This is a genomic window from Streptomyces sp. NPDC042346 (assembly GCF_055581845.1).
In genome coordinates this window covers 116,152-141,620 of the sequence record NZ_JBVJEH010000005.1, presented here as the reverse complement: position 1 = coordinate 141,620, position 25,469 = coordinate 116,152, and the positions used below count along the sequence as shown (strand labels likewise).

At 71.6% G+C, this 25,469-nt stretch carries 22 protein-coding genes; 15 read left to right on the top strand and 7 right to left on the bottom strand.

All coding sequences use genetic code 11. The features are described 5' to 3' along the window. On the bottom strand, positions 1-3,049 hold a 3,049-nt coding region (locus ACZ6K0_RS22230), incomplete at its 3' end, for a GDSL-type esterase/lipase family protein (RefSeq protein WP_469229815.1). A gap of 191 nt (positions 3,050-3,240) precedes the next feature. Here ACZ6K0_RS22230 and ACZ6K0_RS22225 point away from each other — a divergent pair. Next, positions 3,241-5,607, top strand: a complete 2,367-nt coding sequence (locus tag ACZ6K0_RS22225; RefSeq protein ID WP_469229813.1) for an ATP-binding protein — start codon at positions 3,241-3,243, stop codon at positions 5,605-5,607. Between the two features lie 28 nt (positions 5,608-5,635). Here ACZ6K0_RS22225 and ACZ6K0_RS22220 read toward each other — a convergent pair whose 3' ends face one another. Further along, a complete protein-coding gene (locus ACZ6K0_RS22220) occupies positions 5,636-7,216 on the bottom strand; it encodes a hypothetical protein (protein WP_469229811.1) in 1,581 nt (526 codons plus the stop codon). Positions 7,217-7,332: 116 nt separating this feature from the next. Here ACZ6K0_RS22220 and ACZ6K0_RS22215 point away from each other — a divergent pair, with 116 nt between their 5' ends. Genes ACZ6K0_RS22215 through ACZ6K0_RS22205 form a run of 3 tightly spaced genes read left to right on the top strand, consistent with a single transcriptional unit; the run spans position 7,333 to position 9,992 of the window. Beyond that, entirely contained in the window at positions 7,333-8,496 is a 1,164-nt protein-coding gene (locus tag ACZ6K0_RS22215) for a sensor histidine kinase (protein WP_469229809.1), read from the top strand. A gap of 4 nt (positions 8,497-8,500) precedes the next feature. After that, positions 8,501-9,169, top strand: coding sequence for a response regulator transcription factor (locus tag ACZ6K0_RS22210; RefSeq protein WP_376403715.1), 669 nt, complete (start codon positions 8,501-8,503; stop codon positions 9,167-9,169). Between the two features lie 49 nt (positions 9,170-9,218). Further along, the gene (locus ACZ6K0_RS22205) at positions 9,219-9,992 is read left to right on the top strand and encodes a class I SAM-dependent methyltransferase (protein ID WP_469229807.1); all 774 of its coding nucleotides are present in this window, start codon (positions 9,219-9,221) and stop codon (positions 9,990-9,992) included. 608 nt (positions 9,993-10,600) lie between these two features. On the opposite strand, the gene ACZ6K0_RS22200 is transcribed toward ACZ6K0_RS22205, so the two are convergent. Continuing rightward, entirely contained in the window at positions 10,601-10,798 is a 198-nt protein-coding gene (locus ACZ6K0_RS22200) for a hypothetical protein (RefSeq protein WP_469229805.1), read from the bottom strand. Between the two features lie 106 nt (positions 10,799-10,904). On the opposite strand from ACZ6K0_RS22200, the gene ACZ6K0_RS22195 reads away from it, so the two are divergent. After that, positions 10,905-11,354: a GNAT family N-acetyltransferase gene (locus ACZ6K0_RS22195; protein WP_469229803.1), complete on the top strand. Its 450-nt coding sequence runs from the start codon at positions 10,905-10,907 to the stop codon at positions 11,352-11,354. A 250-nt stretch (positions 11,355-11,604) separates the two neighbouring features. Beyond that, positions 11,605-12,276, top strand: coding sequence for a DUF4097 family beta strand repeat-containing protein (locus tag ACZ6K0_RS22190; RefSeq protein WP_469229801.1), 672 nt, complete (start codon positions 11,605-11,607; stop codon positions 12,274-12,276). Between the two features lie 56 nt (positions 12,277-12,332). On the opposite strand, the gene ACZ6K0_RS22185 is transcribed toward ACZ6K0_RS22190, so the two are convergent. Beyond that, positions 12,333-12,674 (bottom strand): hypothetical protein, encoded by a 342-nt coding sequence (locus ACZ6K0_RS22185; protein ID WP_469229799.1) that lies wholly within the window; start codon positions 12,672-12,674, stop codon positions 12,333-12,335. A 460-nt stretch (positions 12,675-13,134) separates the two neighbouring features. On the opposite strand from ACZ6K0_RS22185, the gene ACZ6K0_RS22180 reads away from it, so the two are divergent. The 5 genes from ACZ6K0_RS22180 to ACZ6K0_RS22160 all read left to right on the top strand — a co-directional run bounded on the left by ACZ6K0_RS22180 (position 13,135) and on the right by ACZ6K0_RS22160 (position 16,198). After that, positions 13,135-13,278, top strand: coding sequence for a hypothetical protein (locus ACZ6K0_RS22180; RefSeq protein WP_469229798.1), 144 nt, complete (start codon positions 13,135-13,137; stop codon positions 13,276-13,278). Between the two features lie 139 nt (positions 13,279-13,417). Further along, entirely contained in the window at positions 13,418-13,981 is a 564-nt protein-coding gene (locus ACZ6K0_RS22175) for a dihydrofolate reductase family protein (RefSeq protein ID WP_469229797.1), read from the top strand. Between the two features lie 77 nt (positions 13,982-14,058). Then, positions 14,059-14,685 carry a hypothetical protein gene (locus ACZ6K0_RS22170; protein ID WP_469229795.1) on the top strand — a complete coding sequence of 209 codons (627 nt, stop codon included), beginning with the start codon at positions 14,059-14,061 and terminating at the stop codon, positions 14,683-14,685. 163 nt (positions 14,686-14,848) lie between these two features. Continuing rightward, entirely contained in the window at positions 14,849-15,235 is a 387-nt protein-coding gene (locus ACZ6K0_RS22165) for a BlaI/MecI/CopY family transcriptional regulator (RefSeq protein WP_469229793.1), read from the top strand. Then, positions 15,236-16,198, top strand: coding sequence for a M56 family metallopeptidase (locus ACZ6K0_RS22160; RefSeq protein ID WP_469229792.1), 963 nt, complete (start codon positions 15,236-15,238; stop codon positions 16,196-16,198). 399 nt (positions 16,199-16,597) lie between these two features. Here the strand turns inward: ACZ6K0_RS22160 and eno are convergent, their stop codons facing one another. Beyond that, on the bottom strand, positions 16,598-17,914 hold the full coding sequence (eno, locus tag ACZ6K0_RS22155; RefSeq protein ID WP_469229791.1) for a phosphopyruvate hydratase: 1,317 nt from the start codon (positions 17,912-17,914) through the stop codon (positions 16,598-16,600). Between the two features lie 163 nt (positions 17,915-18,077). Here eno and ACZ6K0_RS22150 point away from each other — a divergent pair, with 163 nt between their 5' ends. Further along, entirely contained in the window at positions 18,078-18,500 is a 423-nt protein-coding gene (locus ACZ6K0_RS22150; protein WP_376403740.1) for a MarR family winged helix-turn-helix transcriptional regulator, read from the top strand. 66 nt (positions 18,501-18,566) lie between these two features. On the opposite strand, the gene ACZ6K0_RS22145 is transcribed toward ACZ6K0_RS22150, so the two are convergent. Then, positions 18,567-19,205: a hypothetical protein gene (locus tag ACZ6K0_RS22145; RefSeq protein ID WP_469229790.1), complete on the bottom strand. Its 639-nt coding sequence runs from the start codon at positions 19,203-19,205 to the stop codon at positions 18,567-18,569. A 184-nt stretch (positions 19,206-19,389) separates the two neighbouring features. On the opposite strand from ACZ6K0_RS22145, the gene ACZ6K0_RS22140 reads away from it, so the two are divergent. The 3 genes from ACZ6K0_RS22140 (at position 19,390) to ACZ6K0_RS22130 (ending at position 23,719) form a co-directional block, all read left to right on the top strand. Continuing rightward, a complete protein-coding gene (locus ACZ6K0_RS22140) occupies positions 19,390-20,310 on the top strand; it encodes a zinc-binding dehydrogenase (protein WP_376403745.1) in 921 nt (306 codons plus the stop codon). A 77-nt stretch (positions 20,311-20,387) separates the two neighbouring features. Beyond that, positions 20,388-21,380 (top strand): alpha/beta hydrolase family protein, encoded by a 993-nt coding sequence (locus ACZ6K0_RS22135; RefSeq protein ID WP_469229788.1) that lies wholly within the window; start codon positions 20,388-20,390, stop codon positions 21,378-21,380. A 152-nt stretch (positions 21,381-21,532) separates the two neighbouring features. Further along, on the top strand, positions 21,533-23,719 hold the full coding sequence (locus ACZ6K0_RS22130) for a SpoIIE family protein phosphatase (protein WP_469229786.1): 2,187 nt from the start codon (positions 21,533-21,535) through the stop codon (positions 23,717-23,719). A 101-nt stretch (positions 23,720-23,820) separates the two neighbouring features. On the opposite strand, the gene ACZ6K0_RS22125 is transcribed toward ACZ6K0_RS22130, so the two are convergent. Further along, the gene (locus tag ACZ6K0_RS22125) at positions 23,821-25,332 is read right to left on the bottom strand and encodes a UbiD family decarboxylase (RefSeq protein ID WP_469229784.1); all 1,512 of its coding nucleotides are present in this window, start codon (positions 25,330-25,332) and stop codon (positions 23,821-23,823) included. Positions 25,333-25,469: the final 137 nt, after the last annotated feature.

Here is a 25,469-nt window from a genome sequence, read left to right as displayed (position 1 = left end):
AAGACGTCGAACCCGTCGCGATGTACCCGCTGTCCGTGAACTTGACCTTCCCGGCGGCATCCGCCGTATTCACGAACGCACGCGTAGCACCATTCGCCTCGACGATCAGGTAGTCCGCGCGCAGATCACCATTGATGTCGGCGAACCGCACCTGGTCGCCGGACCAGGACGTCGAACCCGTCGCGATGTACCCGCTGTCCGTGAACTTGACCTTCCCGGCGGCATCCGCCGTATTCACGAACGCACGAGTGGCACCGTTCGCCTCGACGATCAGGTAGTCCGCCCGCCGGTCGCCGTTGATGTCGACGTTGTAGTCGCCGATTCCCGCCTTGCGCTTCGGCGGCGCGGGGTTGACCACGACGTTCTCCTTGACCCAGCCCCTTCGGATCAGCGTCTGGATTCCTCCGTGGAACGCCGCCGCCATCTTCGTATAGCCGCCGTTGTTGGGATGGAGGTTGTCGTTGAGGTCAGCGGTGGTGAGTTCACCCATGCTGACCTGGACGATGTGGCGCCCCTTGGCGGTGCGCGCCGAGACCAGCCCGGGAATCGCCTTGTTGTACGCGTCGACCCGGGCCTGGACGGCGGGGTCGGTGGCCGGTACGAGCGAGGCGAGCACGATCGCGGTGTCCGGGGACGCGGCGTGGATCTGGTCGAGCAGCGCGCCCAGGCGATCAGGGGCCGTGCTCACCATGTGGTCGCGGTTCATGTCGTTGGTGCCGATGTGCAGCGTGACGACGTTCGGTTTCGCCGCTGCCAGCCATGTCTCGATGTCGGCCTGGATCTGGTCGATGCGCCAGCCCGAGTGGCCTTCGTGGCGCGTGCCGTCGGCATCCGCCTGGGAACCGACGAACTCCACGCTGCCCGCGGCGCCGGCCAGGCGACCGGCGAGTTCGGGGCGGTATCCGGTACGGGTGGTACTGCCCACGCCCAGGGTGATCGAGTCGCCCAGCGGCATGACGGCCAGCCGGGCAGTCGTGGGCGAGCCCGCGGCGGGCGGCGCGTGCCAGACGGAATCGGCCGGGATCTCCAGGGACAGATCGGTGCTGGAGGCGACCAGGTGCAGCCACTGGTCGATGTCGCCGCTGTCGCACGGCCTGCTCTGGACGGCCGCGATCACCTCGCCCACGTCGGGGGCGTCGGGCTCCAGGTGGACGCAGTTCCCGTCCGGGAGGCGGATCTGGAACCAGCCGGCGGTGAGTTCCACCACGTCGAGGCCGACGTCAGGCGATACGCCCATGGCCTTGTACGGGTCGGCGACGTTGACGAAGTTCCATCCTCCGTTGGCCGCTTGCCGGGCGATCCATCGCGACCTCGCGTCGGATCCGCTGTGCGTGCCGAAGAATCCGCCGTTCGCCTCCGCGTAGCCGATGACGGTGCCATTGGCCGAGGCGATCTCGTTGTGGACCTCGTGGAGCTCGCGCTTCTTCAGTTCGTCCTTCGCCGGGGGGTTCCCGAAGGGGTCCCTGGCCGGGATCTCCTCGAACTTCTTGGTCAATTCCTCGGGCATCCCCACTTCGTTGAAACCCTGGTACAGGATCCCTGCGTCGAGGTAGTTCAGAGCCCGGTCGATCGGCACGAAGGTGAAGGCGCTCGTGCACACCTTCACGCCTGCGAGCGGCCCGCTCGGGCAGGCCTTGACACCGCCGTGGCTCGCGGAGACGATCCCGGCCGCGTGCACCTTGGTGCCGAGTCTGACCTGGTCTTCCGTTCCGAAGACGACCGGGCCGCCGCTGTCCCCTCGCATGGCGGCCCACACCGAAGTGCCGACCGACATCAGCTCGGCGACCATCCCGTGGTTGTAGCGGGTCTGGACACCACCCTGGTTCTCGGCGGTCCAGTAGTACAGCTGTGAACTGACGACCTTCAGGTTGCACTTCGTGCCCGACCGAGCCCCTGACTGGCAGACGAAGTTCCCGATCTGGGGAGCCTCCGCGCCGATCACGCTGGCCACGCTCTGACCCGCGGGGTCGTTGTACGACTTCCCCGCCCAGATCTCCGGGTTGACCCACTTGTTGGACCTGGGCCGGATGGTCGCCACATCGACGCGCGTCGTACTCTCGCGCACGGTGTCCCGCGGTGACGCCAGCTCACCGAACAGGTTGAACGAATCCACTCCGAGGCGCTCGTCGAGACCGAATCGTTCGTCCGTCTCGGCCCATCCGGGGAAGCAGTGATCGGCGGTCATCATCATCTCCTGGCCCCGGTACACGACCGCGAACCCGGTGCTGCAGATCGGCGTGCTGATGGCCGCGCCGCCCGCGAACTGGCCGTCCCTCCGGTCGGCCATCGCGAGCTGGGGCTCCGCACCCGGAACCACCTCGACGGGAACGCCCGCGGTCGCCACGGCGGTACGCAGCCTGGCCGCTTCCGACGCGCCGCCCTCGATCGAGGCCCGCAGACCGCCGCCGCCCTTGACCTGGGTGACGTCCACCATTCTGACCTTCGCGGTCTCCGCGGCCTTGACCACCCGCTCCGCCGCCCGCGTCAGTTCCTGCGCCGTGTGCCCTGCCGGCTTGACGACCACGGGTACGGTGCTCGCCGCGATGACGGCCTCGGCCGCGGGCGTCAGGTCGCCGTGCCAGTACAGGACCACCCGCCGGTCGTCAGGACCGGCGGTAACGTCGACGAACGACCCCTTCGTTCCCTGGCCCGGCGACGACTTGAGGGCCGCGGCCGTCGCGTTCATCTTCTGCTGTACGTCCAGCACTTGGCCCCAGGAGGTGTAGGGCGCGGGGACCGAGCCGCCCGAACGCCCGGACTGGGACACCGGACCCGCCGGCAGGGGCGAGGCTTCACGAGCCGGACGCGGCTTCCTCTCGTCCGGCGCACCCCGTCCCGCAGGCGGCAGGACGGTGGAGGCCGAGGAGGCGGGGGCGGCCCACGCCGTCGCCGCCCGGGATGCGAGCGGGGACACGGCGGGGGGCGCGGCGGCCGGTACGGCGAGCAGCGCCAGCACCCCCGCGAGCACGGCGCTCCGGCGCATCCGCCTTCGGCGGTCGGCCACGGCCGCCGGGGGCGACTCGTACGCGGGTTGTCCATCGAACGGCAAGGAACACACCTTTCCTGTCGGGGCTTTGGCTTCGGGCGGCTCCGCCCGCTGCGCGCGGCGGGCCGTCGAGGCACACTTCGACGTCGAGTCCACCTCCTGCGAGGTGGCTGTGACCAGGCAGAACACCCGGCAGAATGGCGGCCCGTGATACTTCTGCCGGACCATCCGGAGCCGCACGCGTGGGGTGGGTCATGAATCGCACAGAGGAGCCCGAGGAGTTCGGGGCGTGCCTGCGCGCCCTGCGTGTCCGTGCCGGGCTCAGCCAGGAGCGGCTCGCCCATGCCGCGGGGGTGAGCGTGCGGGCGCTGGCGGACCTGGAGCGGGGCAGGACCCGTGGGCCGCAGCGCCGTACCGTCCAGGCCCTGGCCCGTGCGATGGAGTTGGGTACCGTCGAGGAGGCGCGCCTCGAATCGGCGGCCGCACTCGGCCGGCCCCGCCCCCGCGCGCGTACCGACCTGACATTGTCGGGACTGCTGGCGCTTCCGAGGGACGCCGCCGACTTCACCGCGCGGAACCAGGACGTGGCGGCGCTGCGCAGCCTGGCCGTGACGGCGGATCCCGCCCACCCGCCCGTCGCGGTCGTCTCCGGCTCGCCCGGGCTCGGCAAGACCGCGTTCGCCGTCCACGCGGCGCACCTGCTCGCCGCGGACTTCCCCGACGGGCAGTTCTGGCTCGACCTGCGCGGGATGGATCCGCGACCGGTCGGTCCGGGCGACGCCCTGGCCCGGCTCCTGCGCGCCCTCGGTGTGGCCGAGCGGTCACTGCCCCGTGATCTCGCCGACCGCTCGGGGCTGTGGCGCTCGCTCGTCGCCGGGCGCCGGCTGCTCCTGGTGCTGGACAACGCCGTGGACGAGCAGCAGGTACGCCCGCTGCTGCCGAGCGCGGGCGCCGGTCTCACGGTCGTGACGAGCCGTCACGCCCTGGCCGGCCTTGAGGCGGTCCACCGCGTCGAGCTCCCCCTGCTGCGACGCGAGGAAGCGGTCGAGCTCCTGACCCGGATCGTGGGCTCCGAGCGGGTGACGCGGGAGGCGCAGGCCGCGCGGGATCTGGCCGATCTGTGCGGGCGGCTGCCCCTGGCCGTCCGGATCGCCGGGCAGCGCCTGGCCGCCCGCCCGCGGGAGCACCTCGCCAGGCTGGCCGCCCTGCTGGAGGACGAGGAACGCCGACTGGACGCCCTCCAGGCCGGCGACCTGAAGGTACGGGCCGCCTTCGCGCTGTCCTACCGGCAGCTCGATCCGGCCGCCCGGCTCCTGCTGCGGCGGAGCGCGCTCGCCGCGGGTCCGGACTTCAGCCCCGAGACGGCCGCCCTCCTGTCCGGAACGCCGCTCGACGACACACGGCTCCACCTGGAAGGGCTGTGCGACCAGGGGCTCCTCCAAGCGGACCCGGCGGCCGAACGCTACGGCTTCCACGACCTGTTGGGGCTGTTCGCGGCCGAACGCCTGGCCGCCGAGGACGACCCCGAGACGCGGCGGGAGGCCGTGGACCGGACTGCCCGGTGGATGCTCTCCCGGGCGACCGCGGCCGCCCTCCACTTCGACGCCGAGCGGCACGACGAGCCGACGGGCGATCCCGACCCGTCGACCGCCCCCGCCGGGCGCACCCGCGCCCGGGCATGGCTGGAGGCCGAACAGCCCCAGTGGCTCGCGGCGCTCGCGCACGCCGGTGCCGCCGGATGGCACCGCCGGGTCGTCGACACCGCCGAGGCGATGCACTGGTTCTCCGACAGGACCCAGCACTGGCAGGAGTGGGTGGACGTCTTCCGGTACGCGGCCCACGCGGCCCGCGCCCTCGGCAGCCCCCGCGAGGAGGCCACCCACCTCAACTACCTCGCCTGGGCCCACAACATCTGTGCCCACGACCCCCGGGCCGCGTTCGAGGCCGCTCTCGGCGCGCTCGACGCGGCCCGCGCCTGCGGTGATCTGCTGCAGACGGGCTGGGCACTGGGTTACGGAGCGGGCGCGTTGCGCCGCCTCGGCCGGACGGACGAGGCCATCGCCTGGCTCCGCGACTCGGAGGTCTGCCACCGCGAGAACACCTCGCCCGGGGGCAGGCTCGCCCTGCTGAGCACCCTCAACACCCTCGGCGAGACGCTCCGTTGCCGCGGCGACGTGCGCGAGGCGCTCGCACATCACCGTCGCAGTCTGGCGATCTGCGAAGAGGGGATCCCCGGGCAGGCCCCCGACCTGCTCGCCATCTACCAGGCCGTCGCCCTGCGCCACCTCGGCGACGACTACGCGGCCCTCGGTCGCTGGCCCGACGCGGAGCCACCCCTGCGGCAGGCCCTGGGCACCTTCACGCGGCTCGACATGCCCGCCTGGACCGGACCGATCCAACTCGACCTGGGACGCGTCCTGCGCCACCTCGACCGGCCCCTCGAAGCCCGTGCCGCCGTCACCGCCGCCGTGCTGACCCTCACCGAACACCACAGCCCACGTCAGGCCGAGGCCGCCGCCGAACTCCGGACGATCATCGGCACACCTCACGCTCCGAGCACCTCGGAGATACCGGCGCGGCCCGGACCGCCGCCGCGCCCCTCCGCCGCTCACGAAGGGTGAGGGGCCCCTCGGAGAGGAGCCCCTCAGGTCAGCGTCGGCGGGTCGGTTCCTCGCCGTGCGGCAGGCGGCTCAGGGCGAGGCCCAGAAGCGTCACCGCGTACGCACACAGCACCGCCGTCCCGGCCCACCACGGAAGCGGGAAGTATCCGGTGGAGGGCGCGTAGTGGGCCACGACCTGCGGGAACTCGGTGAGGGTCTGCTGGGCGGCGAAGCCGGCGGCGGGCGTGACCCGCAGCAGCCACCGCGCCAGGTCGTCGCCGAGCAGCGGGACCGAGGTCACCACGTACGGCACCGCGATCGTGAGGACGGCGACGAGGATCGCGAGCCAGGCGCGGCGCAGCAGGGAGCCGAGTGCGAGGGCGAGCACGGCGGCGAGGGCGAGGGCGGCGGCCGTGGCGACGACGACCCGCACCCCGGTGAGCGCGGACACCGCGTGCACGGGGATCCCGTTGCCCTTCAGGATCGTCGCGCCGACCGGGATCGCGATGCCCGTCGCGAGCAGTCCCGTGACGAACGTGACGGCCGCGAGGACGAGCGCCTTGGCCGCCAGCCGGCGGCGCGTGACGACCGACGCGCCACTCGCGGTCCCGGAGGCGTGCTCTGCGGCGTGCTCTGCGTCGCGCTCTGCGTCGCGGCGCCCGGTGGTGCCGAACCGCACCGCGACGACGAGCACGACGAGCAGCGCCAGAGCCAGGCCCCCCAGGGTGCGCTCCACCGGGCGGGCGCCGTCCTCGGTACCCGCCGGCCCGATGTCACCGGTGCCGGTGACGGTGATGGTGCCGTCCTTCTCCACCGCCCCGGACGCCTTGTGGTACTTCTCCCAGTCCGTACGGTTCCGCTCCCCCACGCCGTCGTCGGTCCAACCCCCGGCCGTGGCCGCACCCCGGAGGGCGACGTGGTCGAACGTGCCGCCGGCCTGCGTCCAGCGCACCTGTTCCGTCGCCCCGCCCAGGCCGGCCGCTCGCAGCGTCAGGTCGCCGGGAGAGGTGGCGAAGAGCCCGACCTGTACGGTCGCGGGCAGCCCGGTCAGTCGTACGGTGCCGACCTTCGCCCACCGCGTACCGTCGGCGGACTCGTAGCCGGTGACGGTGTCGCCGGACCGGGTGAGCCGCAGCCAGCGCGGCGCCCCGGCGGAGACCGGCCCGCCACTGCCGGTGCTCTCGCCGCTGCCGGCGATGTCATGGCGGTAGTCGTACTGCATCCGCACGCCGTGGCTGCCGGTGAGCATCAGCGCCGCGTAGGAGGATCCGGGGCGCACACCGTCCTTGATGATGATCCCGGCCTTCGCCCAGGGCACCAGGCCCGGGACGATCTGGTCGTGGTGCGGCGGCGGGTACGTGATCGTACCCGTCATGGACGTCATCCGGACCGTGATGCTGCCGTCGGCCCCCAAGTCGCGGTGCAGGAACGAGAACTGGTCGTTGACGAGGGAGCCGTCCGGCCCGATCGGCTCGGCCGGGCACGGGCCGTCGCAGGACGCGTGGTTGCCGGACGCGTAGAGCAGGCCCAGGACGACGACGGCCAGAGCGGCGGCCGCCATCGCGATCAGCCGTCCCGGACGCCGGAACCCGGTCCACTCCCGCTGGAGTAGTTCGTTGGTCGAAAGCATGACTCCGGTTCTACGGAGCCGGCCCTAACGTCATCCGAACCGCACCTGTCACCTCCCTGTTAGGTCCGGACGGGCATGCTGGATACCGGAGACCGGTCACGAAAGGGAAGAGGACCATGGTCAAGCTGCGGGGCGGGACCGTCCGTCGGCGATTCACCATCCTGTACGCCACGGGGTACCTCGTGTCCGGCGTGGTGCTGCTCTCCCTCACGTACCTCATGTCCGGGACCCAGGTGACCACACGCGCCCCCGAACAGATCCCGACCGGCCCCTCCACCCTGCCCGCCGCCCAGCAGCGGATCCGGGACCTGGAGGGTCAGCTCTCCGCCGTACACGAGCAGCAGGACCACCAGCTGGTGGTCGGCTCCCTCATCGCGCTGGTGGTGACGGCGGGCCTCTCGCTCCTGCTCGGCCACCTCCTGGCCGGCCGGGTCCTGCGGCCGCTGCGGCTGATCACGGCGGCGACGCGCCGGATCACCGCGGAGAGCCTGGACCAGCGGCTCGCCGTGGCCGGACCCGCCGACGAGGTCAAGGAACTCGCCGACACCGTCGACGGGCTCCTGGAGCGGCTCGAAGCCTCGTTCGTCGCCCAGCGGCGGTTCGTCGGCAACGCCTCGCACGAACTGCGCACCCCCTTGGCCACGATGCGCGCGTCCCTGGACGTCGCCGTCGCCAAACCGGAGCCCGCCGCGCAGACCCTCGCGCTCGCCGGTCGGCTGCGCACCGAACTGGACCGGGTGGACCGCCTGCTCGACGGCTTCCTCGTCCTCGCCCGAGCAGAGCATCAGCACGGCGAAGCCCTCACCGACCGGACCCTCCTGTCGCTCGGCGAACTGGCCGAGGAGGCACTGACGGCCCGGGCCGCCGACATCACCGCGAGGACCCTGACCGTCGACAGCGCGATCCGGCCGGACGCCTGGACGCACGGCAGCGCGGTCCTGCTGTCCCGGATGGTGCAGAACCTGTTGGACAACGCGATCGTGCACAACCAGGAGGGCGGCTGGATCCGGATCTCCACCGCGCGCGACGCCACCGGGGCACGCCTCGTCGTCGAGAGCGGCGGGCGCCTCCTGGACCAGGACGAGGTCGACCGGCTGGGCCGGCCGTTCGAGCGGCTCGGGGCCGCCCGTACGGGATCGGAGGAGAGTACGGGCCTGGGGTTGTCGATCGTCGCCGCGATCGTCACCGCGCACGGGGGCCGCCTGTCGCTCCGGGCCCGACGGGAGGGCGGCCTGTCCGTCACGGCAGCGCTGCCGGCGGCCACCGGTCCGCGAGGATGACCCGATGAGGATTCTGGTGGTGGAAGACGCGCGGTCGCTCGCCGAGGTCGTCGCGGAAGGGCTGCGGGACCAGGGAATGGCCGTCGACCTCGCGTACGACGGCCTGGCCGCCGCCGCGAAACTCGACGTGAACGCGTACGACGTGGTGCTCCTCGACCGCGATCTGCCCGGCATCCACGGCGACACGCTCTGCCAGATGGTCACCGAGCGGGACGACCGGCCGATGGTCCTGATGCTGACCGCGGCCGGAGCCCCCGGCGACCGGGTCAGCGGCCTCACGCTGGGCGCGGACGACTACCTCGCCAAGCCGTTCCACTTCCCCGAGCTGATCCTGCGCATCCGGGCCCTGGCCCGCCGCAGACCGGCCGCCCGGGCCCGTACGCTGCGCGCCGCGGGCGTCGAACTCGACCCGGTACGCCGCACCGCCCTGCGCGACGGCCGCCCGCTGGACCTGTCGGTCAAGGAGTTCGCCGTCCTGGAGGCCCTCCTCCAGGCCGGCCCGGGCTTCCTCAGTACCGAGAAGCTCCTGGAACAGGTGTGGGACGAGAACGCCGACCCGTTCACCAACACCGTGACCGTCACCATCGGCCGCCTGCGCCGCAAACTCGGCAGCCCGCCCCTGATCACGACGACGCCCGGGGTCGGCTACCGCATCGCCGAAACACCGACCTGACAGGAGGCGTTCGACATCTCCGGTACGGGTACGGGACTAGGCTGCGGCGATGGACCAAGTAGCCGACGTATCCGAGAGCTTCGCCCAGTCCGCAGATCCGGCCCGGGTGAACGACTACGACAGTTTCGCCGAGGCGTACGCGGCGGAGAACGAACACAGTCTCGTGAACGCGTACTACGAGCGGCCCGCGATGACGGCGCTGGCCGGAGACGTGTCCGGCCGCCGGATCCTGGACGCCGGATGCGGCTCGGGCCCCCTGGCCGAGGCCCTGCGCGAGCGCGGTGCGGTCGTCACCGGCATCGACGCCAGCGCCGCGATGCTGGCTCTGGCCAGGCGGCGGCTGGGTGACGACGTGGCCCTGCACCTGGGCGACCTGAACGACCGCCTGCCGTTCGACGACGGCGCGTTCGACGACGTGACGGCGTCGCTGGTGCTGCACTACCTGGAGGACTGGGGGCCGACCCTGGCCGAGATACGACGCGTCCTCAGGCCCGGCGGCCGGCTGATCGCCTCGGTGGACCACCCGGTCGTGGCCTACACCTTCCAGGACCCCCGGCCCGACTACTTCGCGACGACCAGCTATACCTTCGACTGGGCGTTCAACGGCCGGTCCGTCCCGATGAAGTTCTGGCGCAGGCCGCTGCACGCGATGACCGAGGCCTTCACCACCGCCGGATTCCGCGTCACCACCATCAGCGAACCCCAGCCCGACCCGACCGCCCGCGAGCTGTTCCCCGACGGCTTCCACGACCTGTCGACCAACCCCGTCTTCCTCTTCTTCGTCGCCGAGGTACCACCGACGACTACCGGCTCGGACGACTAGGACCTGTCCGGCCGATGAGATGACCACACCGTCAGCGGGCGATCGACCACCTGAAGCAGTCCCGGGCAGTCGCGACGCGCTACGACAGAAGCGGCTACGTCCTCCTCGGCACCGCCCTTGCAGCGTCCGTCGCGATCTGGCTACGAACGTGCTTCTGGAGACGATGCCTCGGTGTCGTTGCAGCCGTGGTCGGCCCACTCGGTGAGGAGCTCGGCCAAGCCTGCGAGAGGCGTTGTCATCGGCCAGGGCACGTCCTCTTCGCGACCTGTCCACGTCAGGTGAACCACGGCCCAGGGGAACGACCGGTTCGCGACCCTGAACAGGACGTCGTCACATCCTTCGCATCGCGCCGCAGCGGTGACCACTGCTTCGTACAGTGGGTGCCCAGGGGGAAGCTCGCGATGCAGTTCCCGCTCGAAGTCGTGCATGGCACCGTCGGGCACCCACCACGGAGGGGGCAGGAGCGACGGGTCATCCGGCATGTGCTGCACCACAGCATCCTTGCAGAGCTCCGGGACCGGTCAAGCAACTCGCCCTGCGGGGTGAGGACCTGCCTCTGATTCACCGGCGAACACGTCACGCGAGCGCGAGTGGCCGGAGCCCCAGCATCAGGGGAGGGCGTACGTGACGACGGCGCGCGCGGGGGCCGGTAAGGCGTCGGGGGCGAGACGGGAGCGTTCGACCAGGACGCCGACGGAGTCGTCGCCGTACGACCAGACGGGACCGTGCAGCCCGCACGTTCCCGGCTCCGCCCGAAGCGGGCCGCTCAGCGCGCGCCGCGCCGGGTGTTGCGGGCCGTCAGCCAACGGCTGTGGTCTGGTGGGCGAAATGGCAGGCCGGCGGCCGGTAGCGCTGGTTGGGGCCGGAGAAATCGCATGCTGTGGAGCCGGCAGGACTGGGATACTCCGCGCCGTGACGACTGACCAAGGCTTCGGCCCGACCCTGACCATCGGCGAGCAAGACAGCGGGCTCACCGGCCGATTGACCGAGGAGTTGGTCGCCTTCAACACGACCGCCACGGGTGCGAGCGAGCGGGGAGCGATCTCCATCAAGGTCGCGGATGACACGGGTGAACTGGTCGGCGGGCTGACCGCGTGGACGTGGGGCGGTCTGTGCGGCATCGACCTGTTGTGGGTTCGCGAGGACAGCCGCAAGGACGGCTGGGGCGGCCGAATCCTGCACGCAGCCGAGGCGGAGGCGCGGCGACGCGGTTGCGATCGCGTGACCGTCTCCTCGTTCACCTTCCAGGCTCCCGGCTTCTACCAGCGCCACGGCTACGTCGAGACCGGTCGGACACCGGGCGTCCCGGGAGGCCACGCGGACGTGCACCTGTTCAAGACGCTGACTGGTGAGCCCGGGTGATGTTTCCGCACGGGGGTTGAACGGCCGGGGTGGCGGCGACGGCGCGTTCACTCTCAATCCATTGCAACGTCAAGGTGTTGGTTGTTGCGTTAGGCCGCATCATGGTTGCAATGAAATCTTGACCTTGAACTGGGATTATGAGGTTTGGGTGCGGCATGTGTGTTGCTCGATCTTTGAACGCAACGTAGCTTTTCCCTTGTCGGAAACGACGCGGACAGCGAGTCCGAAAGCCGCAAACAAGGAGAACGCCATGCAGAAGTTCCAGACCCCCGCCGCCATCGTCACCACCCTCGACATCCCCGCCGGCCTCATCCGGCTCATCGCCGCCGACCGGGCCGACACCACCGTCGAGGTCCTCCCCGCCAACGCCTCCAACAGCAACGACACGAAGGCCGCCGAGCGGGTCCTGGTCGCCTACGCCGACGGCGTCCTGCGGATCGAGGCCGCCGAGGCCAAGAACAAGATCCTCGGCACCTCCGGAAAGGTCGAGGTCACCGTCCACCTCCCCGCCGGCTCCCGCGTCGAGACGAAGACCGCCGCCGCCGAACTCCACAGCGTCGGACGCCTCGGCGACGTCACCTTCGACAGCGCCCAGGGCACCGTCAACCTCGACGAGACCGCCGCCGCGCACCTCACCCTCCAGGCCGGCGACATCACCATCGGCCGCCTCGGCGGCGCTGCCGAGCTCCGTACCCAGCAGGGCGGGATCCGGATCGGCGAGGCCCAGGGCGGCACGATCGTCCTGCGCACCGAGTCCGGCGACCTGGAGGTCGGCGCCGCGACCGGCGTCTCCGCCACGCTCGACGCCGGCACCACCTACGGCCGCATCACCAACACCCTGCAGAACACCGAGGGTTCCGCCGCCGTTCTCACCATCCACGCCACCACGGCGCACGGCGACATCATCGCCCGCAGCCTCTGACCCCCACCCCCACGCTCTCCAAAGACGTCGAAAGAGCACCACCAACGCAGCCGCCGTCAATGAGCAGCCCGCCGCATGAATCGGCTGCCTCTGCCGCCTGCGCACCGTCGTCGACGGGCTCCGTGGAGCTTCAGCACCACGATGCTGATCGGCACGGTGAGGATCATCAGCGCCCCGCAGCCGACGAGGACGGCGTGGGCACTGGTTCGGTCGAGGAGGAGGCCTCCCAGCGCGGCTCCGAGTGGAGAGGCCGTCAGGAGGACGGCGCTGCGCGCGGCCAGAACCGTGGTCAGCGAGTCGGCGGGTGCGCGGTCCTGGATCAGGGTGAAAGAGAGCGCGGAGTAGGGGCCGTAGACGAGTCCGGCGAAAGCGAAGCCGATCGGCCTTGCCCCAGGCATGGAGCAGCGAGGAGGCGCCCAGGAGTCCGACGTACACGGCCGGGGTGAGCAGCCCCGCCATGTGTGCGAGCGGGACCGCCCCCAGCATTACGGCCCGTAGCGCGGAGTCGGTGACGAGGAGCCGTCGCGCGGGAAGCCGGCGCATCCACCTGCCCAGGACCAGCGCTCCCAGCGCACCGGGCAGGACGTAGGAGGCGACAGCGATGCCGGCGAGCGCGCCTTGACCGCCGTCGGGCCCCAGCGCGAACGCGAGCCACACGACCGCGACGACGTTCATGCCGTCGCCCAGGTCGGACAACGCGAAGACCGGCATCGACCGCCGAAAGGTGCGGTCGGCGAACAGGGAGCGGTAGGGGCCGGGCGGCAGGAGACCCGGCGTTGCTGAGAACATGCAGGTCACCGTCGTCCTTCAAGCACGCTTGAAGTCAAGGCCGGACCAAGGAACGGGGAAGGGACGGGCATGCGGTATCTGCCCATCGGCGAGCTCGCGGACCAAGCCCACGTACGGGCTTCAGCCGAGTGCGGCTGCATGAAGTTCGATCAGTGCGTCCTGCTCGACACCACGGACGCGGCGTCCGGCTTCTCGGAGTCCGCTCCGCTCTGAACCGCCGTTTGGATCTGCCGTTTGGATCTGCCGTTTGGATCTGCCGCTTGTCATGTCGCACCCATGGGTCCCGCGAGCCGCTGAGAGTCCTGACGGCCCGGCGGTCGTACTGTCGACCCGTCACCGAGGAGGACTTCTGATGCGCAACGTGACCTATTCGATGGGCGTCTCCCTGGACGGCTACATCGTCGGGCCGGACGGCTCCTTCGACTGGACCGCCCCCGACGAGGAGGTGTTCCGCTTCTGGATCGACGAGATCCGGCACGTCGGCGTGCACCTGTTGGGGCGGCGGCTGTACGAGACGATGCTGTACTGGGAGACCGCCGACCAGGACCCCACGCTCGACGAGCCCCAGCGCGAGTGGATCGCGCTCTGGAATCCGCTCCCCAAGGTGGTGTTCTCCACCACGCTGTCCGCCGTGCAGGGCCATGCCCGCCTGGCCACCGGCAGCGTGGCGGAGGAGATCGCGCGGCTGCGGGCCGAGCCCGGAGAAGGCGACATCGCGATCGGCGGTGCGACTCTCGCCGCCGAGGCGGCCGCGGCGGGGCTGATCGACGAGTACCAGATCATCGTCCACCCGGTGCTGGTGGGCGGCGGCACGCCGTTCTTCCCCAAGGACGAGCGCCACGTGGATCTCGAACTCGTCGAAACCCGAACCTTCAACTCGAAGTTCGTCTACCTCCGGTACCGCGTAGCGCGTTAGCCGGTCGAGGACACCGAGCGAACCCCTTGCGACAGTATTGCCTGTCGCAAGGAGCCTCTGACAGGTACCCTTGTCGCATGGATGACGTGACAGGGATCCCGACTCCCGACAAGAGCGACGAGAACTTCTGGACCGTCGTGATGACCCTGCTGGAGCCCGCCTGGAGCGAGCCCACCAAGGACGACACGTTCGCGATGGACGACAAGGTCCTCGACGCGGTCCGCGCGCTGGCCGAGCGGATCTCGACACGCGCGCTCGCCTATCGCGCCGCGGACAAGCCCTTCGACCCCGCACTCCTGACCTCGCCCGATGTGCAGCTGGCGCTGCTGCGGGCGTTGTACGAGGCCAAGCAGTCCGTCGACCGGCTGGCGGAGAGCGCCGCCACGGTCGCCGGGCGCAGCGGGGCGAACTACGCCCAGCTGGGTGCGGCCTGGGGCGGCATCAAGCGACAGTCCGCCCGCCTCAAGTGGCCCCACGCCGTGGTCAGGAAGTCCGCGGGCGAGTCCATCCCCCTCCACTACGCGGGCGGTTCCGCGGTGGTCCACCACGACCCGGACGCCGACGCCTGGTGGTACAGCGCCACCGGTGCGGACCAGCAGGAGGCGGAGTCCGGGGCCGTCCACCACACCTACGCCGAGGCCATCGCCGGGGCGACCGAGTTCCTCTTGGCACACGCCCTGCCCGGCCGGCAGAAGTCCGCATGACCCGTGGCCCGGATTGATCCCCGCTTGATCCTGGCTCGATCCCGGCTTGATCCCCGCTTGATCCCGGCTTGATCCCCGCGGTTTCGGACCTCCTCGCTTCGGCATCCCGGCACGGTAAATTAGGTATGCCTTACATCCCAGGGGTTCCGGAGAACGGAGAAACATGCCGGCCAGAGGTGGGGACGAGAGACGTCCTCACGGTGAGCTCGTCGCGGACGTGCTCGCCGTGCTGTGGCAGTCGGGCAAGCCGATGAGTGCGCAGGAGGTCAACACCGCGCTCGACAAGGGGCTGGCCAGGACGACGATGGCCACCATCCTGACCCGGCTGTACGAGAAGGGCACGCTCCGCAGGATCCCGGCGGGGCGTGGCTTCGCCTACGAGCCGGTGGAGGACGCCGCCGGGCTCGTGGCCGGCCGGATGCGTCGCGAGCTGGAGAGCGACCCTCGGCGGGATCTGGTCCTGAAGCGCTTCGTGTCCTCCTTGTCCGAGGACGACGAGGGGACACTGCGGCGCCTCCTTCTTGAGGCCGAAGGCAGCTCTGAGTTCTGAGTGACGTACGTGCTGGTCCTGGTCGTGCTGACCCTCGTGTTCCCGTGGGGCGGGGCGGCCGTCGCACGGCGTCTTGCCGCGGTGCTGCCGCCCCGGTGGGCGTGCTGGGTGGTGACGGCCGCCGCTGTCCTGCTGGCCGGGGGGACGGTCTCCGCGCTGATCGGCCTGTTCCACGTGCCGTTCCTCGCCTCGCTGGAGCAGCTGTCCCTGTCGCGCGTGCGGGAGGAGTGGCCGGCCGCGGTGCCGGCCGCTGCTGCGGCCGGAGCGGTGATGCTCGTCCAACTGGTGCTGCTGGTACGGCGTTGGCTCCAGCACCGCTCGCTGCTCAGGCGCGCCTGGCTGTCGGTGGACGAGGGCACCGGCGACGGCGATCTGCTGGTGGTCCCGGGGAGTGACGTGGACGCCTTCGCGCTTCCCGGGTACCGGGGGCGCCGTGGTCGGGTCGTCGTGACGGCCGGGATGGTGCGGTCACTGAAAGCGGGCGAGCGCGAGGTGCTGCTGGCCCACGAGCGGGCGCACCTTGCCGGGCGTCATCATCTGCTGTCGGCATCGGTCGACCTCACCGCCGTGGTCCACCCCGCGCTGCGGAGCCTGCGGGAGGCGTTGGCGTTCCATCTGGAGCGGTGGGCGGACGAGGAGGCGGCCGCGGTCACGGGCAGCCGGCGCGTGGCGGCCGCCGCCATCGCCCGGGCTGCGCTGGCCGGGGCGTCCCACGGTCGCGTCGGCGGGTACCCGCTGCTGTCGGCGACGAGCGGTCCCGTACCGCAGCGCGTGGAGGCCCTGCTTCTGCCTGCGCCCGCGGCACCGCGAGGCGGTGCGCGGCGTGCCGGCGTCGCCGCCCTGGCGGGGACGGTGGTCGCCGCGGCGCTCGGAGCGCTCGCCCTGGCCTACGGGCTGCACGAGTACGTGGAGTTCGCGGCGCGACGGCTGATCGGCGCGGACGAGGGCGGTTCGAGTCTGTGAAGTGCGCTGGACACGCTGTTCGGCTCGGGCGCGGCCTGACGATTCGGGGGCCCCTTCGTCGTCCGCGATGCCTGCGGCCGGCGAAGGGGCCGCCGCCCGGTCGCCGAACTCGCCGCGGACCCGAACGACGAGACGGTCCTGGCCCTGCCCCCCGAGTGCCGCCTGCCGGTGGACACCGGCATCGCCGCCCGGCTCGGCCTGCGCCGTCGTCGGACCTTCCGGGTCCGGAATGACGACCCTGCTGCGCGTCCCGGCCGGGCTCGACACCGCCACTGCCACTGCCACTGCCACTGCCACTGCCACCGGCGTCATGGACCTCCTCACCCGCCTGCGCGAAGCAGCGGGTCGGGCCCCCGATCGTGACCGGGGGCCCGCGTGATCCCTAGCTCTGCCTGCCGTTCACGCCCGGCGCAGCGCGGAGCGGCCGGCGAAGCGTGCCGAGGTGCCCAGCTCCTCCTCGATCCGGATCAGCTGGTTGTACTTCGCCGTGCGGTCGGAGCGGGAGAGCGAGCCGGTCTTGATCTGGCCGCAGCCTGTCGCCACCGCCAGATCCGCGATGGTGGTGTCCTCCGTCTCGCCCGAGCGGTGCGACATGACGGCCGTCCAGCCCGCCTCGTGGGCCGTGGCCACCGCGGCCAGCGCCTCGGTCAGGGTCCCGATCTGATTGACCTTGACCAGGACCGAGTTGCCGACGCCGGTACGGATGCCCTCGCGCAGCAGTGACTCGTTGGTGCAGAACACGTCGTCGCCGGTGAGCTGACAGCGGTCGCCGACGCGGGCGGTCAGCTCGCGCCAGCCGTCCAGGTCGTTCTCCGCCATCGGGTCCTCGATGGAGACGATGGGGTACGCGTCGATGAGCTTGGCCAGGTAGTCGGCGTTCTCTGAGGGGGTACGGCGCACCCCCTCGCCCGCGTAGTCGTACACCCCGTCACGGAAGAACTCCGACGACGCCGGATCCATGATCAGGCCGATGTCCGTGCCCGGGCGGTAGCCGGTGCGCTCGACGGCGGCCATCACGAAGTCGAGCGCCTCCTCGGCGGTACGCAGCGCGGGCGCGAAGCCGCCCTCGTCGCCGACGCCCGTGGAGTGCCCGGCGGCCAGGAGATCACGGCGCAGGGTGTGGAAGACCTCGCTGCCCATGCGGACGGCTTCGGCGAAGGTGTCCGCACCCACGGGCGCGATCATGAACTCCTGGAAGTCCAGCGGATTGTCGGCGTGCGCGCCGCCGTTGACGATGTTCATCATCGGCAGCGGCAGGAGGTGGGCTTCGGCGCCGCCGAGGTAGCGGTAGAGGGGCTGACGGTGGGCCGCCGCCGCGGCCTTGGCGGTGGCGAGGGAGACGCCGAGGATCGCGTTGGCGCCGAGCCGGGACTTCGTGGCGGTGCCGTCGAGGGCGACCAGCGCGGCGTCGAGACCCGCCTGGTCCGCCGCGTCCCGGCCGCACACGGTCGCCGCGATCTCGCCGTTGACGTGGGCCACCGCGCGGTCGACGCCCTTGCCGTGCCAGCGCGTGGCGTCTCCGTCGCGCAGCTCGACGGCCTCCCGGGCACCGGTGGAGGCGCCGGAGGGCACGGCCGCGCGCCCCAGGGATCCGTCCGCCAGGACGACGTCGACCTCGACCGTGGGGTTGCCCCGGCTGTCGATGATCCGGCGGGCGGTGACGTTCTCGATGACGGCGTTGACGGCGTTGACGGTTTCAACTGCCTGCGTGGACATGGGAGTTCCTCCCCGTTGTCGTATGCCGAGGCCCTGTCTGCGACAGCGGTGGCGCTGAGCCCGACAAGCCCAAACAGTACAGCAATGCTGCTCAGTTTTGCTGTACAGCATTGCTGTACAGCTCAGATGCACAGCCGTGCTGGTCAACGGGGTAAAGTGCCCTATGCCCACCTCGGAAGCCGCCGCCATCGCCGCAGAACTGCGCACCGCGATGGGCAAGCTCACCCGACGCGTCAAGCACGAGGACCGCATCCCGCTGGGCCAGGCCGCGGTGCTCGGCGCACTCGACCGCAACGGCGCCATGACCACCAGCGACCTCGCCGCCGATCAGCGCGTACGCCCTCAGTCCATGGCCCGGTCGGTGGGGCTCCTCATGGAGCAGAACCTGATCACGCGCCGGGCGCACCCCACGGACGGCCGCAAGTCGCTGGTCGAGCTGTCGGACGCGGGCCGGGCCGCGCTCGAAGCGGAGCGCGGCCGCAGGGCGGGCTGGCTCGCGCAGGCCATCGAGGCCGAACTCACCGATGAGGAACGGGTGTTGCTGGCGCGGAGCGCCGCCCTGCTGGAGCGGCTCGCGACCCGCTAGCGACCCCGACAGCGGACACACGTCCCCGACAGGGCAGGTGCGCCTCGTCGCGGCGCTCTCCTGACGTCACCGCCGACCGGCATCGCCTTCCGGGGCGTCGTGCGCGCCGCGCCGGACCAGACGGAAGCCCGAGGGAGCCGGGGACTTCCTGCCGGGCTGGCGCGGCCGGTAGGAGCCGGGTACGTAGGTGCCGTGCGTCTTCGACGGCCGTACGCGACGCGCCGCTTCCAGGAGGGCCCTGAGCAGGGAGGAGGAGTTCAGCAGCGTACGGAACCGGCGCTCGCGGAAGTCCGCCGCCTTGATGGCGTCGAGCGTCGTGGCGCCGTTGCCGACCGCGACGAGCACGGTACGGACCATGGCCGGTGTGGGGTGTCCGCCGCCCGGCTCGACCTCGTGCGCGGATGCCAGGGCGCGGGCCGCGTAGAGGGCGGACGCGAAGGCGGGGTCCTTGTCGATCCAGCCCTGGAGCACGTGCTCGGGAACGCCGGCCCACACCGCCGCGGCCGGTGAGCCCAGCCCCTGGGCGGTGGCCTGGAGGACATCCCCCATCCGCGCCAGAGTGACATCACGTTCGCTGGGCAGTCCGCCCAGCGAGGTCTGCAGCGCGTGCTCGACGGCGCCGGCGTCCTTCAGCCAGGCGACCACCCGATCGGCCTCCGGCAGTCCCTGCTCCGGCGTGGCTCCGGACTCTCCCGGTTCGTACACGGTCCTCCGCTCACACGTACTCCTGAGCGCAAGGCACCCAAGGCCCATCGGAGTCTACATAAATGTAGTCACACAGGAAACGCCCCCTGCGTTCACGGTGCCACCATGGGTGACATCCAAAAGTTGTCGGCTTTGCTTGTTCGTTGTTGGCTCGCGGGGCGGTCGCGCGGGTTGCATCACCTCCATGCAGAGACTGATTCCCACGGGAGAAGCGGCGCAGCCGGTCGCGTTCGCCGAGTTCCCCCAGCCCGTGCCGGAGCCCGGAGAGGCGCTGATCAAGGTCGAGGCGTTCGCGCCGAACCGGGGCGAGACGTTCCTTCTCGAACGCCCCCGGCCGGGACTGCTCCCGGGCAAGGACCTCGCGGGGCTCGTCGTCCAAGCGGCCGCCGACGGCTCCGGCCCGGGCGTCGGCGCCCGCGTGGTCGGGCATCCGGCGCAGGGCGGCTGGGCCGAGTACGCCGCCGTGCCCACGCATTCGCTCGCGGTGCTCCCGGACGGCATCGACAGCGTACGGGCGGCGGCCCTCCCCCTGGCCGGGATCACCGCCCTGCGGCTGCTGCGCACGGCCGGTTCCGTGGCCGGCCTGCGGGTGCTTCTGACCGGTGCCTCCGGTGGCGTCGGCCATTACGTCACCGAGCTGGCCGTCGGCGCGGGCGCCGAGCTGACCGCCGTGACGGCCACGCCGGCGCGTGGCGAACGGCTCGCGGAGCTGGGCGCGAAGGTGGTGCACGAAGTCGAGGCGGCCCAGGGACCGTTCGATGTCGTGCTGGAGTCCACGGGTGGGTCGGCTCTGCCCCTCGCCCTGTCGAAGGTACGCCCGGGCGGCACCCTGGTGTGGTTCGGCCAGGCGAGCCGCACCCCGGTGACCCTCGACTTCTTCGACCTCCTCGGCGGGCCCGAGCGCGTCACGATCCGGCACTTCCACTACGCCGGCGCCCCGTACGGCTCCGATCTCTCGGCACTGGTACGCCTCGTGGAAGAGGGCCGGCTGCACCCGGAGATCGACCGCGTCACCGACTGGGCGCAGACCGCCGACACCCTGGTCGACCTCCGGGAGCGCCGGATTCGCGGCAAGGCCGTCCTGCTGACCGGAGGAGCACGATGAGCGATACGAGGACGAGCAGTACGAGCAGTACGAGCAGTAGGAGCGGTACGAGGGGCACGAGGAGCGAGCGCAGCACGATGAGCACCGCCGACTTCGCCGCCGCCCAGTGGACCCGCGCCCTCGGCGCGGGCGTGGACCCTCACGAGTACCGGCGCGTCACCGACGGCCTCGCCTCCGTCGCCGACTGGGGCCCGTCCTTCCTGCGCACCGGACACGGCCACCTCCGGCGCGCGGAGGAGGCGGGATCGGCCCGCTCGGCGGGTGAGTACCTGCTGACGGCGGCCCGGTGGTTCCACCTGGCCACCCTGGCGCCGTACGCGGAGGCACATCGCGCTGCCGCCGAGGCGGACCGGGCCCTGGGCCGGGCGCTCGCGGTGCTGGAGCCCGGTGCGCGGCGGGTGAGCGGCGAGGGTTTCACCGGCTGGCTGCGCGGCCCCTCCGACGCGCCGGGGACGGTGGTCGTCGTCCCCGGCCTGGACTCGGCCAAGGAGGAGTTCCTCGATCTGGTGGACACGCTCCTTGCCAGGGGGCTCGCGGTGTTCGCGATGGACGGCCCCGGGCAGGGCGTGCTCGCGGCCACCACGACCTTCGTGCGGGACTACGAACGGGTCGTGGGCCGGGTCATCGACGCTCTCGGCGTCGCACGGATCGGACTCGTCGGTCTGAGTCTGGGCGGCTACTTCGCGGCCAGGAGCGCGGCGCTCGAGCCGCGCGTGGCGGCCGTCGCCACCGTCAGCGGCCCCTTCCGCCTCGACTGGGAGGCACTGCCCCCGCCGGTACGGGAGATCATGGCCCGACGCGCGGGGAGCGCCGACGCCGCCCAGGCGTTCGTCCATGACGTGGACCTCGCCGCCCTGGCACCCCGCATCGCGGCCCCGCTGCTGGTCGTGGACGGAGGCCAGGACGTCATCCCCGGCGTGACGAACGGGGAGCCACTGGCGGGCCTGGCACCGCACGGCCGCTACCTGTCCGTCCCGCACGGCGACCACCTCCTCGGCAACGCGCGACCCGACTGGCTGCCCCACCTCGGCGACCACCTCGCGCACGCCTTGACGGGAACACCGGCATGAACCGCCGACCCACATCGCCGTCACCACGCCGTCACCACGCCGTCACCGGCCGTACCGTCGTCACCGGTCGTACCGCCCGGTGACGACATGCGGGGCGGCGGTCGGCGTGCGAGCATCCCGGGAACGAACACCGTCCGGAGAGGCGAGGTGGCATGTCCTCCCCCAAGTCGTCCGACGACCACGACGCTCCCCTTCTGGTGATGGATTCGGACGGGGTGCTGCGGTTCTGGAGCGACCGGGCGAAGGACGTCCTCGGTCTTCAGGGCGCCGAGATACTGGGGACGTCCGCCCTCGCCCTGCTGGAGGCATCCGATCACGGCACGGCCTGGCGCATCGGCCCCGTGCCCGGGCCGGGCCCCACCGCGTGGGGCGTCTGGCCGGATGACCGGGAGGGCCTGGACGAGGCCGTCCTGGACGCCGTCTTCACCCAATCGGCCGTAGGGCTGCACGTGCTGGACCTCGACCTGCGGGTCGTCCGGGTGAACACGGTGGCGGCCGGGATGCGCGGCGTCCCCGAGGAGCACGTACTCGGGCGGCCCGTGTCCGAGGCGTACGCGCGGTTCGCGCCGTACCTGGACGAGGAAGCGCTGCGCGAGGTCCTCGCCACGGGGCGTCCGAGGCGCGACGTCCCCCTCCGGGGCAGGCCGCCGTCGGATCCGGACCGCGACCACGTGTTCTCGACGTCCGTCTTCCGGCTGACGGATCCTCGCGGCCGGCCCATCGGGCTCGTGGCCACGGCGATCGACGTCACCGAGAACGACCGGACCGAGCGACGCCTGCGCCTGCTGCACGCCGTGCGCGAGCGCGTCGGCCGGAGTCTCGACGTGCTGCGCACCGCCCGCGACCTCGCCGACGTGACCGTGCCGGGCTTCGCGGACTGGGCCGTGGTCGCCCTCACCGACGACGTGCTGCGCGGTGAGGATCCGGCGCTCTCCGTACGGACCGTTCCCCCGGTGCTGCGCTGCGCCGCCACCGCCGGTTCGGACCGGTCGGAGCACCTGCCGGAGGTCGGCGCCGTCCTGCTGCCCGGACTCTTCGGCGAGCCCCTGCCGGAGCGGCCGACGCTGCTGCCCGCGCCGGCGGGGGCGTCCGCGTCCCAGGTCCTGGTGGCGCCCTTCACCGTGCGGGGTGCCCTGCTGGGGGCGGTCGCCCTGCACCGGCTCCCGAACTCCGATCCCTTCGAGGACGAGGATCTCGCGCTGGCCGCCGGTGTCGCGGAGCGCACGGCGACGTGCCTCGACAACGCCCTCCTGTTCTCGCGCGAGCACATCGTCATGACCACCCTTCAGGGCTGGCCGCGCCGGCAGCCGGAGGGGACGCAGAACGCCGTCGAGGTCGCCCAGCGGCAGCGTTCCGAGGCCAGCGGCGCCGGCACCTGGTGCGACGTGATCGCCCTCCCCTCCGCCCGCGTCGCGCTGGTGGCGGGCCGGGTGGAGCAGTCAGGAGTCAGCGCCGTGGCGACGATGAGCCAGCTGCGCACGACCGTGCACACCCTGACCGGTCTCGATGTGGAACCGCACGAGCTGCTGGCCAGGCTCCATCTGACCGTGCGCCGGCTCGCGCGGGAACAGGGTGAACTCTCCGATGTCGAGGAACCCTCGGCCGATTGCACGATCGCGGTGTACGACCCGGTGAGCGGGCGGCTCGACGTGGCGCGCGCCGGGGACTGTCTCCTCGCCTTCGTCCGCCCCGACGGGTCGGTGGAGCCCTCGCCCGTACCGGTGGGCCCCCTGCTCGGCGCCGAGCAGCCGCCGTTCCCCAGCGCCTCGTACACGCTGGAAGCCGGCAGCACGGTCTGTCTCTCCTCGCGGGGGACGGACGGCCCCGGGTTCTCCCTCGCGAGCCTGGCGGAGGCCATGTCGCATCCCTCGCACCGCCCCGACACGATGGCGGACGCCCTGGAGCGCCTGCTCAGCCCCCAGGACGTCCTTCTGACGGCCCGTACGCGCCATCTCCCCGCGGACCAGGTGTTCACCTGGGAGCTCCCGGCGGACCCGGCGGCCGTGGCGGACGCCCGCCATGCGGTCGACCGCTGTCTGGACCGCTGGGGCACTCCCGTCGACCCGTTCACGGTGGAGCTCGTCGTCAGCGAACTCGTCACCAACGCCGTCCGTTACGGTACGTCGCCGATCACCCTCCGTCTGATCAAGGAGCCGCGCCTGCTGACCTGCGAGGTGTCGGACGCCGCGCAGACGGCTCCGCACCTCCGTCACGCCCGGGAGAGCGACGAGGGCGGCCGCGGCCTCTACATCTGCGCGAGCCTCACGGAGAGCTGGGGTGTCCGGTACTCGGAGGACGGCAAGGTGGTCTGGGCGAGCTTCGGCTTCGAGATCGGATGAGCAGCGGGACGGTGGGCGCTGGGTGAGGGGTGATGAGTGATGGGCGGTGGACGGCGTAGGACGGACGCCCGACGGCGTACGACGGACGCCGGACGGCTGGCTCAGGTCGTTGTCGGCTCGCTCGCAGGGAAGCCGTAGGCGGCCCAGTTCCCCACGACCCGTTCTCGCAGATCGTCGGGGAACGAGTGCCGGAAGGACGCGGTGCGGCCACGGGTGGTGCCTGCGAACTGTTCCGGCAGCAACAGGCTGGTGACGGACTTCCCGCCGCGGCCGGTACGCACCTCCTCGGGAGTCAGGTACGGGACCATGGGGATGCCCGGCGCCTCGGGGTAGACGTACTCGCCGGTGCCGGGGTGGTACCGGGTGGCCAGGGCCCACACCACCTGATCGATGTCGGTGATGTCGATGTCGTTCGCCACCAGGAGGACCTTGGGCACCAGCCAGCCGGTGTGCGAGCCGAAGAGGACGTCGGCCACCGCGTCGGCCAGTTGTCGTTCGCTCAGGTGCGTCAGGGCCAGCCGCTCGATGTCGACGGACACGACGATCCAGCACGTCGCGGCCTCGTACGAGCACCAGGCCAGATCGACGGGCAGGCCGTGGGAACGCAGCAGATCGAGGCTGACGGCGGAGATCATGGTGCCCCAGACGGTGTGGTTCTCCTCCGGGGGAAGGCCGGCCGCGCAGACGGGCAGGATGGGGTCGTCACGGTGGGTCACCGCCTCGACGTGGAAGACGGGCTGCTGCTTGCTCTCGGCGAAGGAGTATCCGTGGTACTCGCCCATCGGCCCCTCGGGGGCGGTCTCGTCGGGGCTGATGTATCCCTCCAGCACGATCTCCGCGTTGGCCGGCACGAACAGGTCGTGCAGCTCGGTGCGGACGACCTCGACGGCACTGCCCGTGAGGGCTCCGACGTAGCCGTCCTCGTTCACCTCGGCGGGAAGCGGCATACCCGCCGCGGCCAGCGCCGCCGGCGGGGCCCCGAGCACCATCGCCCAGGGGGTGGGCAGGCCCTTCTCGCGCCACATGGCATGGATCATGCCGAGGTGCTGCTGCGCCATGGCCGGACCGACCAGGGTGGTGCGCCCGTGGAGCATGGTGCGGCTGACCGACCAGCTCGTCCACCGCCCGTCGGGTGAGCGCACCACGTGGAAGCCGTAGGTCCCGACGTACCGGCCGCCGTCTTCCTGGTGCAGCAACGGCACCGGGAAGCGCTCCAGGTCGACGTCGTCGCCGGTCAGGACGTTCTCCTTGCACGGCCCGGTCTCCACCACCCGCGGGGGGACGGGGTCGGCGTGCATCGCGCGGATGAGGTGTTCCAGCAGCTGACGGGGCTCGGTCTCGCGTCCCAGTCCGAAGTGCGCGGCGAGTCGGCCGTACTGTCCCTTGCCGATGCCGGTCAGGCCGGCGGGCGCTCCGAGGATCCGGCAGCCGGCCTCGCCCTCGGTGAGATTGCCGAACAGGGGGGCGGGGCTCCTCGTCTCGTAGACGCGCCGGGTGATGGCTCCGACCTCCAGCGTGGGGCTGACCGGCTTGCCTATCTCGATCGCGTCGCCCGAGGCGAGTGCGTCCTCCACGAAGTCACGGAAGTTGAGCGCGCTGCCGCGTTGTGTCATGACGGAACCTTTCTTGCCGGGGAGTCAGGAGGGGTCCGGATTCCGGAGGGTCCGGAGTCCGGTGGGTATGGAGTGCGGAGGGGTCCGGAGTCAGGCGGAGTCCGGAGTACGGAGGGGTCCGGAGTCAGGCGGAGTCC

What these genes read in the sequence shown, in the direction of transcription:
- ACZ6K0_RS22125 (WP_469229784.1), bottom strand. Translation starts at nt 25,332, where the DNA reads ATGACACAACGCGGCAGCGCGCTCAACTTCCGTGACTTCGTGGAGGAC.
- ACZ6K0_RS22140 (WP_376403745.1), top strand. Translation starts at nt 19,390, where the DNA reads ATGCAGAGACTGATTCCCACGGGAGAAGCGGCGCAGCCGGTCGCGTTC.
- ACZ6K0_RS22130 (WP_469229786.1), top strand. Translation starts at nt 21,533, where the DNA reads ATGTCCTCCCCCAAGTCGTCCGACGACCACGACGCTCCCCTTCTGGTG.
- ACZ6K0_RS22225 (WP_469229813.1), top strand. Translation starts at nt 3,241, where the DNA reads ATGAATCGCACAGAGGAGCCCGAGGAGTTCGGGGCGTGCCTGCGCGCC.
- ACZ6K0_RS22150 (WP_376403740.1), top strand. Translation starts at nt 18,078, where the DNA reads ATGCCCACCTCGGAAGCCGCCGCCATCGCCGCAGAACTGCGCACCGCG.
- ACZ6K0_RS22215 (WP_469229809.1), top strand. Translation starts at nt 7,333, where the DNA reads ATGGTCAAGCTGCGGGGCGGGACCGTCCGTCGGCGATTCACCATCCTG.
- ACZ6K0_RS22170 (WP_469229795.1), top strand. Translation starts at nt 14,059, where the DNA reads ATGGATGACGTGACAGGGATCCCGACTCCCGACAAGAGCGACGAGAAC.
- ACZ6K0_RS22210 (WP_376403715.1), top strand. Translation starts at nt 8,501, where the DNA reads ATGAGGATTCTGGTGGTGGAAGACGCGCGGTCGCTCGCCGAGGTCGTC.
- ACZ6K0_RS22180 (WP_469229798.1), top strand. Translation starts at nt 13,135, where the DNA reads ATGCGGTATCTGCCCATCGGCGAGCTCGCGGACCAAGCCCACGTACGG.
- ACZ6K0_RS22220 (WP_469229811.1), bottom strand. Translation starts at nt 7,216, where the DNA reads ATGCTTTCGACCAACGAACTACTCCAGCGGGAGTGGACCGGGTTCCGG.
- ACZ6K0_RS22205 (WP_469229807.1), top strand. Translation starts at nt 9,219, where the DNA reads ATGGACCAAGTAGCCGACGTATCCGAGAGCTTCGCCCAGTCCGCAGAT.
- eno (WP_469229791.1), bottom strand. Translation starts at nt 17,914, where the DNA reads ATGTCCACGCAGGCAGTTGAAACCGTCAACGCCGTCAACGCCGTCATC.
- ACZ6K0_RS22175 (WP_469229797.1), top strand. Translation starts at nt 13,418, where the DNA reads ATGCGCAACGTGACCTATTCGATGGGCGTCTCCCTGGACGGCTACATC.
- ACZ6K0_RS22190 (WP_469229801.1), top strand. Translation starts at nt 11,605, where the DNA reads ATGCAGAAGTTCCAGACCCCCGCCGCCATCGTCACCACCCTCGACATC.
- ACZ6K0_RS22135 (WP_469229788.1), top strand. Translation starts at nt 20,388, where the DNA reads ATGAGCACCGCCGACTTCGCCGCCGCCCAGTGGACCCGCGCCCTCGGC.
- ACZ6K0_RS22185 (WP_469229799.1), bottom strand. Translation starts at nt 12,674, where the DNA reads ATGCCTGGGGCAAGGCCGATCGGCTTCGCTTTCGCCGGACTCGTCTAC.
- ACZ6K0_RS22165 (WP_469229793.1), top strand. Translation starts at nt 14,849, where the DNA reads ATGCCGGCCAGAGGTGGGGACGAGAGACGTCCTCACGGTGAGCTCGTC.